Genomic DNA, 12312 nt, shown 5'->3' with positions numbered 1-12312 from the left:
CTGGGCCCCGCAGATCTCATGCTGGACCTCAACCGAGTCGAGCGAGCAGGGCGATGACCCAGCGGCACCTCGGGCGCATCGGCAACCCAATCACGATCACCGACACCCGGAGGGTGGACCAGTGAGCGAGCACGACGCCGCCCTCGACACCGCGGCGCCCGACTCGGGCCAACAGGAGACCCCGGCCCTGCCCAGCCCGCGTGTCACTGCGGCCACCCCGGCCGCGAACCCGGACGGCGAGCCGGAGGTCGAGGTCGACCGACCGCGTGCCGGGTGGCCAACCGTGCCCGATCGGCGCCAGGGAGCCCTGCACGCGGTCACCACCGCGGCGGCCGAGCTGCGTTTCGTGCACGAGCAGCCGGCCAGCCTGAAGCAGAGCCTCGCCCTGGCCCGTCAGGGCGCCTGGACGACCACCCGGACCGGCCCGCTGCGCCGCGCCGCGGTCGTCCACGTCTGGTGCATCCAGGCGCCCGTCCTGGTCATCGGCGCCCTGATCGCCTGGGCCGCCCGGACCCCGGGTCGCCTCTGGACGGTCGCCTTCCTACTGCTGAACGTCGCGACCGCGCTCGACCAGATCCCGGTTGTCCGCCTGCTCATACCCGAGTTCCTGACCTGGCCCTACTGGCCGCCCTTCTGCTGGATCAACTGAGGAGTCCGACATGAACGCTGCAGCCTTCGCCGGCACCGGCAGCATCGCCGCACTGGCCCTGCTGTTCGGCCTCTGGCTCTACTACCACGACGACATGCGCAAGACCACGAGCCTGCTCTTCCTAATTGCCGGGACCGGCCTCGGCGGCCTCATCGGCGCGCTCATCGCCCAGGCCTACGGCGTAGCGGCCAACGCCACCCCCCTGGCGACCCGCCTGCTCGGCTTCGGCGGCGCGGTCATCCTCGGCGGGATCGCCATCGTGATGACCCTCGAGGTCGTGATCAAGGGGATCTTCCCGAAGACGGCCAGGCCCAACCGCATCCATCCCTGGCTCGCGCTCGCGGCGCCGACCATCGGTCTCGCCAGTGGGGTGCCGATCCTCTACGGCCTCTACCGCCTGGTCGCCACCGGCATGGGCAACGCCGGATCCATCGCCCAGCAGTGGTTCGTGGGGTGATCGACGATGGAAACGCTCGTGCTGGTCGCGCTCATCACCTGGGGACTCGCCCGCTACGCAGGCACCGAGCTCATCGCCACCGCCCGCGGCACCGAACCACCGCGCCTGCGCGACCGCCAGCGCCGCGCCGAACGCGCCCACGAGCGCCGGATGGCCCGGGAAACCCGCCGCACCGGCCCCAGCGTCGGCGACGCACTGGCCCAACGCATCGCCGATCGCATCGCCCATCCCCGCGGCCCTCGCTCGCCCGGGCCCGCCCGGGCAGCGATGGGGGAGTGGTGGTCCGACGCCTGGGGCTACGCCACCGAGCGACGCCGTGAACGCCACCAGCGCCACGCCGACGGCGACCTGCTGCGACAGCGCCTGGCCCGCAACCTCCGCCAGCGATTCGGCGACACAACCGACCCGCACTGGCGACCGCGGCCGACCACCGCCCAACGCCCACCCCATCGCACGGACAACGCCGACCCGGTCGTCATCGACGCCGAGCCGACCCCAGCCCCGCCCACCGACCACACCAAACCCGCACCGGTCGAGGAGACCCCGACCGACGGCCCCCCGGAGGACCCCGAAAAGCCCAACCAGCACGAACCCGACCACACCCAGCAGCCCGAAGCCATCCACACCGAGCCCGACACCGAGCCCGAGCCGCGGTCCGCGGCCGAACACCAGTCCACCGCCACGATCCACCCCATCCGGAAGGACATCCCGATGACCGGCGCCAACCCGAACCTGACCAGCGGCGAGACCCTCGATCCCGGCAGTGCCAACCACTTCTGCGAGCAGATGCAGAACGTCGGTCAGCGACTTCTGACCGAGCTCGATCAGTCCGTCGCCTCCCTGACGCAGGCAGGCGTCAGCGGCGAACCCATCCGCCTGCTCGAGCAGATGCGCGAGAACGCCCAGCTGTTCACCAGCTCCGCCGGTGAGGCCAAGACCCACTTCGGCCGGCACCTCAACACCCAGGACCAGGTGCTCAGCGACGACACCCTCGCCGGAACCGTCAACGGCACCTACATCGGCACTCGCTCCTAGCCCGACAGCCCCGCCCCCAGGACTGACCCCGGTCGCTGGGCACCCGCGTCGCGGCGGAGCGGTGGCACTCCGACAAGCACTCCAGCACCACAACGACGAAGGGACTTGCGATGCCCAGGCAGCAGAGCGTCGCCGGCACCAACCTCACCCCAGAGGTCCTGGCCCGCGCCCTGCAGCGCCTGGTCGACGAGGACACCAGCCCGGCCACTCCCTCCGCCGAGCTCGCCGTGCGCCAGCCCACCACTGTGCTGCGCAAGGAGACGCCCCGGCGGTCGGCGATCAGCGATCACCACGATCACATCCGAGCTGAGAACGCCGCCCGCCGTGCCCCCTACCTGGCGACCTCCGCCACGGCCGCCGCCGGCTACCTCGGCTGGGGTCTGACCGAACTCGTCGGCCTCGCCGCCGGCCCCGGCGCCGAGCTGGCCACGACCACCGGCATCGGTCTCACCTCCCTCGGAGCGATCGCCGGTGCTCGCGCCCTGCTCCACAGCCGCATCCCGGCCTTCTGGCGCCGGCAGTCCTGGGCCGCGGGCGCAGGCACCGCGGCCTGGATCACCGCCGCCTCTGCCGTCGGCCCCGCCAACTGGACGATGACGGCGCTGCTCGCCGGAGGCGCTGCCGCGACCTGGGCCAGCTGGATGAAGCAGCACAGCATCCCCGACGTCGACCTCAACGCTCCCCAGCTGCCCGAGGCGAGCGACGAGACCACCAGCGGTGACTACGGCGACACGCTGGCCCAGCGCTGGTCCGAGAGCGTCAGCCGCCGCGGCAAGGCACTGCCCGGATCCATGCTCACCGACCGCGTCGATCTCAGCCGCGCCATCCGCTGGACCGTGCGCACCCCGGCCGGCGACGCCTCTTTCGACGACGTGTTCGGCCGCCGCCCCCGCATCGCTGGCGCGCTCGGCGTCTCGGCGAAGAACTTGATCATCGAACCGCACGAGGACAACGAAGCCTGGGCCTACCTGACCGTCATCGTGCGCGACTTGCTCTCCGGCGGCATCCCCTACCGAGGCCCGCGCTACGACAACGGCGTCATCCCCCTCGGCCCGTTCGCAGACGGCGAGGGCGACATGCAGTTCTACGCCGTCGAGGACATCGGCGTGCGCAACGGCCTGGTCACCGGTGAGCCAGGATCGGGAAAGTCAGCCTGCCTCGAGGCGATCGGGCTCGGTATCAAGCAGAGCGCTGTCTGGCACCTGCTGTTCGGCGACGGCGACCCCGACGGAGGGTCCAGCCCCGTACTCAACGACATCAGCGACTGGGCCGAGGCCGGGCCCCGCCAGGTGCTCGCCCAGCTCGAAGCCATCGAGGCCGCCCTCGAGATCCGCAGCCTGCTCAAGTCCACCCTCACCGAGGGCCCCGACGGCCCGGTTCGAATCACCGACCCCTCGCAGCAAAGCCCCCTGCGTAAGCTGCTGCCCAGCACCACCATCCCCGGCCTGATGTGGATCATCGACGAGCTGCAGCGGCTCAGCACCGACGCCTGGCTCGCATCGCAGGATTTCATCCCGCGCCTCGAACGTGTCGTGCGGATCGGCCGCAAGTACGGCGTCGCCGTGGTCGTCGGGACCCAGTCCCTGCTCGCTGGCGACTACGGCAACAGCACCGTGCTGCGTGGCTACCTGATGGCCCGCAACCTGTTCGCCTTCCGCAACATGAACCGCAGCGAGAACGCGGTGGTCGGCGGGATGGCCGTCACCCCAGGGTCTCTGCCTCCTGGAGGTGGCTACTGCTTCGCCATCGCCGGTGGCCGCTTGTCGATGGGCCGCGTCGCCTGGGCTCCCGACCTGGGGGAATGGGCCACAGCTCTCCCGTCATGCGCGCTCGACGAGAACACCGCCCTGGCCATGCGCGACTTCCAGCCCGCGATCGAGCAGAGCCCGGGCGCCCGCTTTGCCGCGCAGGTCGAGAAGCTCCACGCCTGGCGGCGCCGGAAGGAGTCCGGCGAACCCGTCGACGTCCCTGCCACGACCGTAGGCGACGCCGTTGAGGCCGCTCTGCCGGCGTTCATGCAAGGACTCCAGATCCCGTCCGCGCTCAGTGCGCAGAACGTCGTCGCGCTGCGCCCACGACCGACCAGCTCGCCGGCTCCCGACGGCCCGCAGGCCGCCCCGGACATCGAAGGGCTCCCCGCCAGCCAACAGGAGGTTCTACGCGCGCTCCAGGCCGGTTGTCGCCGCACTGGCGAGATCGTCGCCGCGACCGGTCTCAAGGCACCCGCCGTGTCCAAGTCGCTCGGCGCGCTCGCCGAGATGGGCGTCGCCCACAAGATCGCTCACGGGCAGTGGGAACCGGCCGGGACTGAAAGCCAGACCGGATGAAAGGCGCACCGACACCACTCGCTAATTGGTACGGTACTTGGTACTGTACTGGCTAATTGACGTCGTCATCACACGAGGCGGCCCGAGCGCTCACCTTCCACAGATCCCGCCCGGGCCGCTCCGACCTCATCGATCGGAGAACGAAGTGTCTCAGCTGTCCGCCCCCAGCCCGGGGAGCGCCACGGCCTCCTCGCAGCGCCCGGGCCTCGCCTACGTCCCGGAGGACTTCGACCACCTGTTGCTGGCACTCCTCAGCGAACCCCCGCCCTCCGAGCCGGACTGGCGGGAGCACGGACTGTGCGCCCAGACCGACCCCGACGCCTTCTTCCCCGAGAAGGGGGGATCCAGCCGGGACGCGAAGCGCGTCTGTGATCGCTGCGAGGTCCGGGACGACTGCCTCACCTACGCCATCGAGCACGACGAGCGATTCGGCATCTGGGGCGGCGCGTCCGAGAGGGAGCGGCGCCAGATCCGCCGCGAGCAGCAGTTGGAGGGGCCCCGATGACCGACACTCAGCCCGACCGCGGCGGTGTCGGTCTCAACAAGATCTGTACCCAGGTCATCGGGCGCATCTACCAGCTCCAGCTGGCCCCCGAGCCCGGCATTCGTGAGCTGCCGGTCCACGTCGAGATGACCTACCGCCGCAGCCGCCCCTTCGAGCTGGAGGTGCGATTCCGGACCTGCGGTGACACCACGAGCGTGACCTGGTGCATCGGCCGGGAGCTGCTCTCGGCCGGGCTCACCGGGGCGTCGTCCGAGGTGGACGACGCCGCTCAGCACCTTGCCCGCGACGTCCAGATCAGTACCCACGCTCTATCGCGGCACGACTGGACACTCATCACCCTCCGATCACCCAGCGGAACAGCCGAGATCGGCCTACCCAGCCACGAGCTCATCGAGTTCATCGACCGCACGGAAGACGTCGTGGCCGCTGGTATGGAAGGACCACTCGTTGCCGAGGCTGACCTCGCGGCCCTGTTTGACGAGCCAGGTCCGGTCTGGTGAGCAGACTGGCTGATCACTCGGCCGTGATCACACAGCTCGGCCCCTCCCGGACCGGGCCTGTCGGGGACTCGGCGCGAGCGCGGCGGTGCTGGTCCGGCTGACCTGTCGTGCCATCACCCACCGGGGTGGGCCCGGCGCCCGCCGAGCCCACCCCGTCACCCGACGACAAGCGCCAGCCCGGCCGGGCCAGCGCACGACGTCCGCAGGAACCCCGCGGACAGCCCACCCCGAGCCCGTCCCGTCCGATCGTCCTAGGAGAGCCGTGATACCCACCGCCGCCGTCCTCACCGACACCAGCGACAGCGCTAGTGCTACCTCCGCCGGGCGGGACAACGCGGCGCGGTCGTACGGATGGTGCCCGTCCTGCGGGGACTGGTTCTCCCACTGCAGGTCGTGCTCTGCATGCCCGAAGGGCGGCACACACACGACGAACTGTCCGAACGCGTCCCGGACCCGCTGCTGACCGGTCCCCGACCCTCCGCACGGTGCACCCCCGCGCGCAACTCCGTCGCTGATGTGCGCCTCTTCCTCGGTCCGCACGGCACCGACCCAGACCCCAGCAGCCAGCCCAACGTGACCATCGATCCCCGCCCCCGGGACGGAGATGGGCTTGGCCACTGTGACCGGTCCTTGCCGCTGCGCCCGATCGGCCTGCACCCGCGCCGCCCGGGTGGGACGAGCTCGCTGCGCTCGTCGGCCTGGCGGCCGATCCCACACCGCTCGGGCGAGCTGGTCCGCCCGACCGGTCAGCCGGACCGGTCCCGGACGTGGCGCCCACCCCGACCGGGGCCGGCAAACGATGAGCACGGAGGTCAACATGGCAGCGAAGTCTTCTCCCGGAGATGGTTCCCACGGCCGCGGGATTCGCGGCGACAACCTCGCCGTGAGCACCCCGTCGCGGGTCTACACGCTGGTTCGCGCTCTGCTGTTCGGGGCGCGGTAACGATGAGCGAGGCGTTCTCCACCGAGGTCGGCCCCTGGCTACGCGGATGCGCCCAGCCCACGGTCGACCTCGACGCGGTGGCCCTGCTGTTTGCGCCGCCGGTGCTCTACGGCGAGTTCTATCCGTGGGAGGGCGCCTCGTTGGCTGCGCCCCCGGCCGGCACTGCCGGCCGGGGGCCGGCCCTGGCCCCGGCCTTCGGCCGTGCCGTCGCCCGAGCCTGCGACGACGCCGCGGTGATCGGAGTGAGTTTCTCGGGTGGCATCGACAGCCTGGCCGTCCTCACCGAGGCCTGCCGCCAAGCACAGGGGCGTCGGGTCGTGGCGTTCACCATCGACCTCACCGACGACCAGGGCCGCTCAGCCGCCGCCGTCGCTGCTGCGCTCATCGCTCGCCTCCAGCTGGGATGTGAGCTCCAGATCATCGAGACCTCGGCCCGCACCGAGCCCGCATGGTCTCCAGCCGGGCCCCGCCTCGACGCTCTCCCGCAGCTCAACGCCACAGTTGCCGCGCGCGCGGCCGGGCTCGGCTGTGAGGTCCTGTTGTCAGGGGATGGAGCAGACGAGGTCCTCGAAGTCCCACGCTTCGCCTCGATCGAGTTGCTGGCCACCCGCGGCCCCCGCGCCGCGGCGCGCTACCTGTCCGACCGCGGCCGCGGAAGCGTCCTGGTCGACGAGGCAGCCGCCGGCATCGCACGTCTGCTGCCCGCCCAGGCGAGCTGGCGCATGTACTGGGCGGCGACTTGGGCTAGCACGATGGGTGCTGCAGTCCCCGCGGCCGTCACCGACAACTACCACGACCCGCTGCGGGACTGGAGCGAACGCTGGCTGGCCCAGCGCCGCGACCAGGACCACGCGTCGACGTCGTGGGCCCAGAAGTTCGCCCACGATGCGATCTGGCCGCACGCCCCACTGATCGGGGCCGGCCGGCTCGCCGAGCGCTCGCCGTTCCTCGACCCAGAAGTCCTCGCCGCAGCAGCGGATCTCTCCCCGGGACACCGCTATGACCCGGCGTTGCCGACCGCATACCACCGCAACAAGGCTGCGGTGGTCTCCCTGTTCGCCCCACGAGAGCGGCAGGTACTGCCGCCGGCCAAGCAGTACTTCCAGACCGCGCTGCGCGAGCTCGTCGAGCGGTGCGACCCCCGGCTGCTCACGGCGGCCGGATTGATCGATCCCGCCCGCATCGACACTGCCGACACCGCGGTGTCGATGACGATCGCCGCAACCGAGAGCTGGCTCCGTGCCGCATCGGTCCGCGGCGCCCGGATCCCAGGAGTGAGCCCATGACCGGCACTCACCTCGATACGACGTCCCTGCTGGGTCATCCTGGTCTCATGCAGGGGAGGCCGTCGACCCGACTCACCACCATCACTCTTCACCCAGTACGCCGCGACGAGCACCAGGCAGTACTCGACCTCGTCGACGCCGACCGGCTGCCTGGACAACCCCAAGCCGCCCCCGCCGACCTGCGCGAGGCTCTCGCAGGACGTTCGCCCATCGACGGCGCCTTGTGGGCGGGACTGACTGACCTGCGGCATGACGTCGCCGTCGACAGCCTCGGCAATGTGCTTGGCGTGATCGCCACCGGCTGGCGCGCCCGGGACAGCACCGCGGTCCTCACCTGGATGCACGCGCGGGAGAACAGCGCCGTCCTGTCCGCCCTGCTCGACGCCGCCCTGGCACGCTTCTCGACGACCAAGGCGGAGGCGTTCGGCATGGCGACCGCACTGGACCTAGGACTCGAGGCGCTGCCGGTATCGCACCGGCGTCACACGGCTGATGTCCTGGTCGCAGCCGGATTCGCCAGCGCCGACCTGTGGAACTACATGCTGCTGCCACCGGATGCGCTGACCGAATTGCTCGACGCCCCGGCATCGAAGCTCAGCCCTGCGCTGACGTCCCGGATCGAGAAGCGGCGACTGGGCTGGCGTATCGCGGTCCACGAGGGGAAGCACCTCGTCGGCGAGATAGAGATCGACGGCCCTGCCCAGGGCATCTCCCGGATAGCGTGGCTCGAGGTCGACCCCGGCCACCGCGGCGCTGGACTCGGCCGGTTCCTCCTTCGAGCGGGCTTGGGCCGCGCCCGGCGCGCCGGAGCCGAGCAGGCGGTGCTCTACGTCGATGACGATGAGCCCGGCACCGCGCGCGACCGAACAGCAGCCACAGCCCTCTACCGGAAGTACGGATTCCGCTCGATCGACCGTCTCCACACCTTCACTCGGTCCTGACCGTCGGGCGAGCGATACGCGGGCCGTAGGGACGGACTGGTCCTCGCGGGGGAAGAGAAGCCGGCGAGGTCCCGCCCGCTACATGGGTGGGCCGTGATGACTCTGCACCCCGCTCTCCGGCTTGCCCGCCGATGCCGCGCCTGCCGCACCCGACGCGGGTGACACCACCGGCTCTGCGTCGTCGGCCGGCCGGTTGGTGCGGTCGGGTGGTGTCACGCCGGTCGGGCGAGCGCACGCCCCCGGCGCGCCGGAGTTCGTGGTGCGGGCGAGTCACGTCCCACCGCAGCGGTCGGGACCGCACCGGCCCCACTTCCACCGGGGCCGGTACGAACGCCGCACAGATTGGACTCACGTCATGAGCCAGAACATCGAGCACAACACCTCGCGCGCTGACAACGAGGGCGGACCGGGCCCGGTGGCGCTGACGACCCGCAACGCCGACCTGAGCGACATGGTCGAGCTGCTGCGTACCCAGCAGGCCGCGAAGTCCGACCACGTCGTCGCCGCCTCGGCCTTGCAGGCCAGGGCCGGCAGGGTGGTCGTACGCGGCGCCGGCCCGGTGAAGCTGTCGATGGACGGGGTCACCAGCGGTGACCTCTCCCTGGCCCCGACCCGCACCGCCGACAACGGCATCGCCGACAAGCTCGGCATCCCCACCGCCTACCTGCGTCGGACCCGCGAGCACAACGTGGAGCTCTACGACGACAACGTCAACGGCTGGCTCACCCACGACCCGAACCGCCGGTTCCTGGTCCGCGGCCTCACCGCAGGTGAGGGCGGGCAGGGGGTCATGCGGGCGCTGCTGTCGGACCGATACCGCCCGATCGAGAACCTCGACGTCCTGATGACCGCCCTGGAAGGCGTCCACGCGGCCGGACACCCAGTCGACATCGTCTCCGCGGACCTGTCGGAGTCCCGCATGTACGTCAAGATCCGCTCGACCGCGGTCTCGGCGATGGCCCCGGCGCTGCTGGCCGGCTACACCTCCCCGTTCTCCGGCGCGCGCGGCGCCGACAACCCGACGGTGTTCGCCGGGTTCGTGCTGACCAACTCCGAGACCGGGCAGGGTAAGTTCCGGCTCATCCCGCAGCTGACCGTGCAGATCTGCAACAACGGGATGACCCTGACCCGCCACGCCATCGACGAGGTCCACGTCGGCGGGCGCCTCGCCGCAGGCCAGATCAACTGGTCCTCCGACACCCAGGCCGCGAGCTTGCAGCTGGTCACGAAGATGACCCGCGACGCGATCGGTTCGTTCCTCGACGAGCGCTGGGTCGCCGAGCGGATCGCTGAGATCGAGGCCGACGCCGGGATCGAGGTGACCCGCCCGCAGCAGACCATCGAGCACGTCAGCAAGAAGCTGCGGTTCTCCATCGAGGCCCAGAACTCGATCCTGTCTCACTTCATCGACGGCGGCCTGCGCACCTCCGGTGGGGTACTGCACGCGGTCACCGCGGCCGCTCAGGGCATCGCCGACGTTGATGAGGCCTACGAGGTCGAGGCCCGCGGTATCGAGGCCATGCGGCTCTCCGCCGCGTTCACCACCGGTCGCGTCGCGTGAGCACGCCGCAGACGGTGAACCCCCTCGCGTTCGACCACTACAGTGCGCCGACGCTGGCCCAGTGCGCGGCCGCGTCTCGCGCCGCGGCCCGGCTGGTCGGGCACGACCAGCGTTGGACGGCGGTGTCGCAGCGGGTGCTGAGGGACGGGGCCACCGATGAGCAGTTGTGGCCGGCGGTGCACCTGCTCGTGGCGCCCTCACCGGAGTGGCCGTTCCACCTGATGATGACCCGTTACCTGCCCGGCGACTGCAGCGTCTGCCACCTTCGCGAGGCGGAGCACTGTCCCTGCGGGTGGTGCCCGACCCGGGGCCACGCACCGTGCTGCGAGGTCGCCTACGGCTGGTGGCAGGTCATGTCGGTCCGCCACGCCGCCCGTCCCTGATCCCGCGCGCGTCGAGCCAACGCCACCGAACTCCCATCCCACCACCTGACCACCCGAGCCCTGGCTGGTGCGGCCTGCCCTGCGCAGTGGATCGCCCCAGCCAGGGCTTCGTGCTGTGCACACCTTTCGAGACGAGGAACCACCGATGATCACGTCGTCCGAGAACCATCGGCTACTCCACGAGCAGGGCATCGCCCCGCTCCTGCTCACCGGCGCCGCCCGGGCCGACACCGCGCCCGGCCACCCCGGGCAGGCGCGATCGTGACCGGCGCAGCGCAGCTGGGGAACCGCGATGTCGCCGAAGCTGTCGCTGAGGCCTTGACCGCGATCGACGAGCACCCCTGGGCGACGAGCACACACCCCAGCGGGATGCTGCTCACCGCCACCGACGGTGCGGCCCTGCGAGTCCGCATCGCCCGCCACGGACCGGAGTCCGGCCGATTGCTCGTGGTCTGCGAACCCCCGCCGGACGCGCGGGACGTACCCGGTGCCGACGCGCTGAGAGCCCGAGCCACCGTCGATCCGACCCGCCCGACGGCCCGGATCGCCGCAGACCTGCACCGGCGGCTGGTCACCCCGTACCGCCACGCCCGCCCGGCCGCGCGGGACTGGCGGCGCGCCGCGGACGCCCTCGCCGCCGCTGAGCAGGCCATCCTGGCCGAGGTCCGCTCCAACCTCTCCGGCCTCCCGACGCTCGTGTCGCGAGGCGAGCACGGCGACCGCGGGGCGCTACGGCTGTGCTCAGATCATCCGCACACCGGTCCCATCGACTCGGTGCAAGTCGTGGAGCCCTCCCTGCGCCACGAGATCCGCCCCGGCCAGTTCGACGCGCAGTTCCCGAGCTACACCGAGGTCCGGCTGCGGGTACACCCCCGGCTGCTACCCGACCTGTCCCGAGCCCTCGCCGTGCTCGGCTGGGCATCGGACATCACCTCAGTACCTGCCCACCAGTGCCCGCACGCCCACGAGCCGCAGTGCAGACACGGTCACGACCACACCGATCACAGAGACCCCGAGGGCCTCATCGGCCGCCTCGCAAGAAAGCACGAGGTGGGAGGCGCCGACATGATCACCGTCAGGGTCGAAAACACCTACTCGTGCGGACACGAGTCCGAGTACGCGGCCGTGATCCGTGCGCCCCACGTCGGCGAGAGCGTGGAGGGATGGTTCGACGATGTCGTCCAGCCCGAGACCGGCGACGGTCACGCGTGCGGACCGTCCGAGCACGCGCACTACGAGGCCCTGGTGACTGTCGCTCCGCGCCGCCCCGACCTGCTCGGGCAGAGCCGCACGTGGGAGGGCTGAGGTGGACGACATCGGAGCCCAACGCCTCAACGATGGGCTGACTCCCCGTCAGTCGGCCGAGCGTGCGCTGGGGGGCGCTGCGCGCGTACCGGCCGGACGGGACCTCACCCGAGCGGATCGCCGCGGTGGACGAGCAGGCAGCCGAGGGCGTGGCTGACCTGATCACCGACCTCCTCCACCTGGTGACCGAGGCCGGCTGGGACCCCCGCGAGGTCATGCGCAGCGGCATCAACAACTTCGCTGGCGAAACGGGGACATAGCCAGGTCAGGTATGCCGTGTGTCCGCCCCGGCCAGGGGGCGGACACACGCTGGCATCCCGACCGGCGGGCCGACGATGCCTCGGCCGCGAGGTCCCCCACGGGTGAACCCGCCCCGCTGACGCCTGAGCGCTGCGGCACTCCCATGGCGGGTCCACACCG

At 71.2% G+C, this 12312-nt stretch carries 12 protein-coding genes; all 12 read left to right on the top strand.

The features are described from left to right. Positions 1–121 precede the first annotated feature (121 nt). The 12 genes from NH602_RS04095 to NH602_RS31160 all read left to right on the top strand — a co-directional run bounded on the left by NH602_RS04095 (position 122) and on the right by NH602_RS31160 (position 12152). Entirely contained in the window at positions 122–649 is a 528-nt protein-coding gene (locus NH602_RS04095) for a hypothetical protein (protein WP_179763170.1), read from the top strand. A 10-nt stretch (positions 650–659) separates the two neighbouring features. After that, complete coding sequence (locus NH602_RS04090; protein ID WP_100877211.1) at positions 660–1106, top strand: hypothetical protein; 447 nt, start codon at positions 660–662, stop codon at positions 1104–1106. Positions 1107–1112: 6 nt separating this feature from the next. Then, on the top strand, positions 1113–2141 hold the full coding sequence (locus NH602_RS04085; RefSeq protein ID WP_157818144.1) for a hypothetical protein: 1029 nt from the start codon (positions 1113–1115) through the stop codon (positions 2139–2141). A gap of 110 nt (positions 2142–2251) precedes the next feature. Next, positions 2252–4468 carry an ATP-binding protein gene (locus NH602_RS04080; RefSeq protein ID WP_100877213.1) on the top strand — a complete coding sequence of 739 codons (2217 nt, stop codon included), beginning with the start codon at positions 2252–2254 and terminating at the stop codon, positions 4466–4468. Positions 4469–4703: 235 nt separating this feature from the next. Then, positions 4704–4973: a WhiB family transcriptional regulator gene (locus tag NH602_RS04075; RefSeq protein ID WP_179763270.1), complete on the top strand. Its 270-nt coding sequence runs from the start codon at positions 4704–4706 to the stop codon at positions 4971–4973. After that, positions 4970–5473: an SsgA family sporulation/cell division regulator gene (locus NH602_RS04070; protein ID WP_179763171.1), complete on the top strand. Its 504-nt coding sequence runs from the start codon at positions 4970–4972 to the stop codon at positions 5471–5473. The genes NH602_RS04075 and NH602_RS04070 overlap by 4 nt, the downstream gene beginning before the upstream one ends. A gap of 945 nt (positions 5474–6418) precedes the next feature. Then, a complete protein-coding gene (locus NH602_RS04065) occupies positions 6419–7702 on the top strand; it encodes an asparagine synthase-related protein (protein ID WP_179763172.1) in 1284 nt (427 codons plus the stop codon). Beyond that, complete coding sequence (locus tag NH602_RS04060; protein ID WP_100877134.1) at positions 7699–8643, top strand: GNAT family N-acetyltransferase; 945 nt, start codon at positions 7699–7701, stop codon at positions 8641–8643. The genes NH602_RS04065 and NH602_RS04060 overlap by 4 nt, the downstream gene beginning before the upstream one ends. A gap of 355 nt (positions 8644–8998) precedes the next feature. Continuing rightward, positions 8999–10204: a DUF932 domain-containing protein gene (locus NH602_RS04055; protein WP_224400976.1), complete on the top strand. Its 1206-nt coding sequence runs from the start codon at positions 8999–9001 to the stop codon at positions 10202–10204. Beyond that, a complete protein-coding gene (locus NH602_RS04050) occupies positions 10201–10587 on the top strand; it encodes a hypothetical protein (RefSeq protein WP_100877135.1) in 387 nt (128 codons plus the stop codon). Before NH602_RS04055 ends, NH602_RS04050 begins: the two co-directional genes overlap by 4 nt. Positions 10588–10905: 318 nt before the next feature. Further along, positions 10906–11892, top strand: a complete 987-nt coding sequence (locus tag NH602_RS04045; RefSeq protein WP_157818117.1) for a hypothetical protein — start codon at positions 10906–10908, stop codon at positions 11890–11892. 125 nt (positions 11893–12017) lie between these two features. Further along, positions 12018–12152 carry a hypothetical protein gene (locus NH602_RS31160; protein WP_255624037.1) on the top strand — a complete coding sequence of 45 codons (135 nt, stop codon included), beginning with the start codon at positions 12018–12020 and terminating at the stop codon, positions 12150–12152. Positions 12153–12312: the final 160 nt, after the last annotated feature.

Source organism: Pseudonocardia sp. McavD-2-B (assembly GCF_024124365.1).
In the GTDB taxonomy this organism is placed as follows: domain Bacteria; phylum Actinomycetota; class Actinomycetes; order Mycobacteriales; family Pseudonocardiaceae; genus Pseudonocardia; species Pseudonocardia alni.
The sequence above is the reverse complement of the archived record's forward strand: the minus strand, read 5'-3'. Positions and strand labels throughout refer to the sequence as shown.

Bases quoted from the DNA above. Each gene is read 5' to 3' on its own strand.
- NH602_RS04070 (WP_179763171.1), top strand. From the start codon at position 4,970: ATGACCGACACTCAGCCCGACCGCGGCGGTGTCGGTCTCAACAAGATC.
- NH602_RS04060 (WP_100877134.1), top strand. From the start codon at position 7,699: ATGACCGGCACTCACCTCGATACGACGTCCCTGCTGGGTCATCCTGGT.
- NH602_RS04090 (WP_100877211.1), top strand. From the start codon at position 660: ATGAACGCTGCAGCCTTCGCCGGCACCGGCAGCATCGCCGCACTGGCC.
- NH602_RS04085 (WP_157818144.1), top strand. From the start codon at position 1,113: ATGGAAACGCTCGTGCTGGTCGCGCTCATCACCTGGGGACTCGCCCGC.
- NH602_RS04055 (WP_224400976.1), top strand. From the start codon at position 8,999: ATGAGCCAGAACATCGAGCACAACACCTCGCGCGCTGACAACGAGGGC.
- NH602_RS04065 (WP_179763172.1), top strand. From the start codon at position 6,419: ATGAGCGAGGCGTTCTCCACCGAGGTCGGCCCCTGGCTACGCGGATGC.
- NH602_RS04080 (WP_100877213.1), top strand. From the start codon at position 2,252: ATGCCCAGGCAGCAGAGCGTCGCCGGCACCAACCTCACCCCAGAGGTC.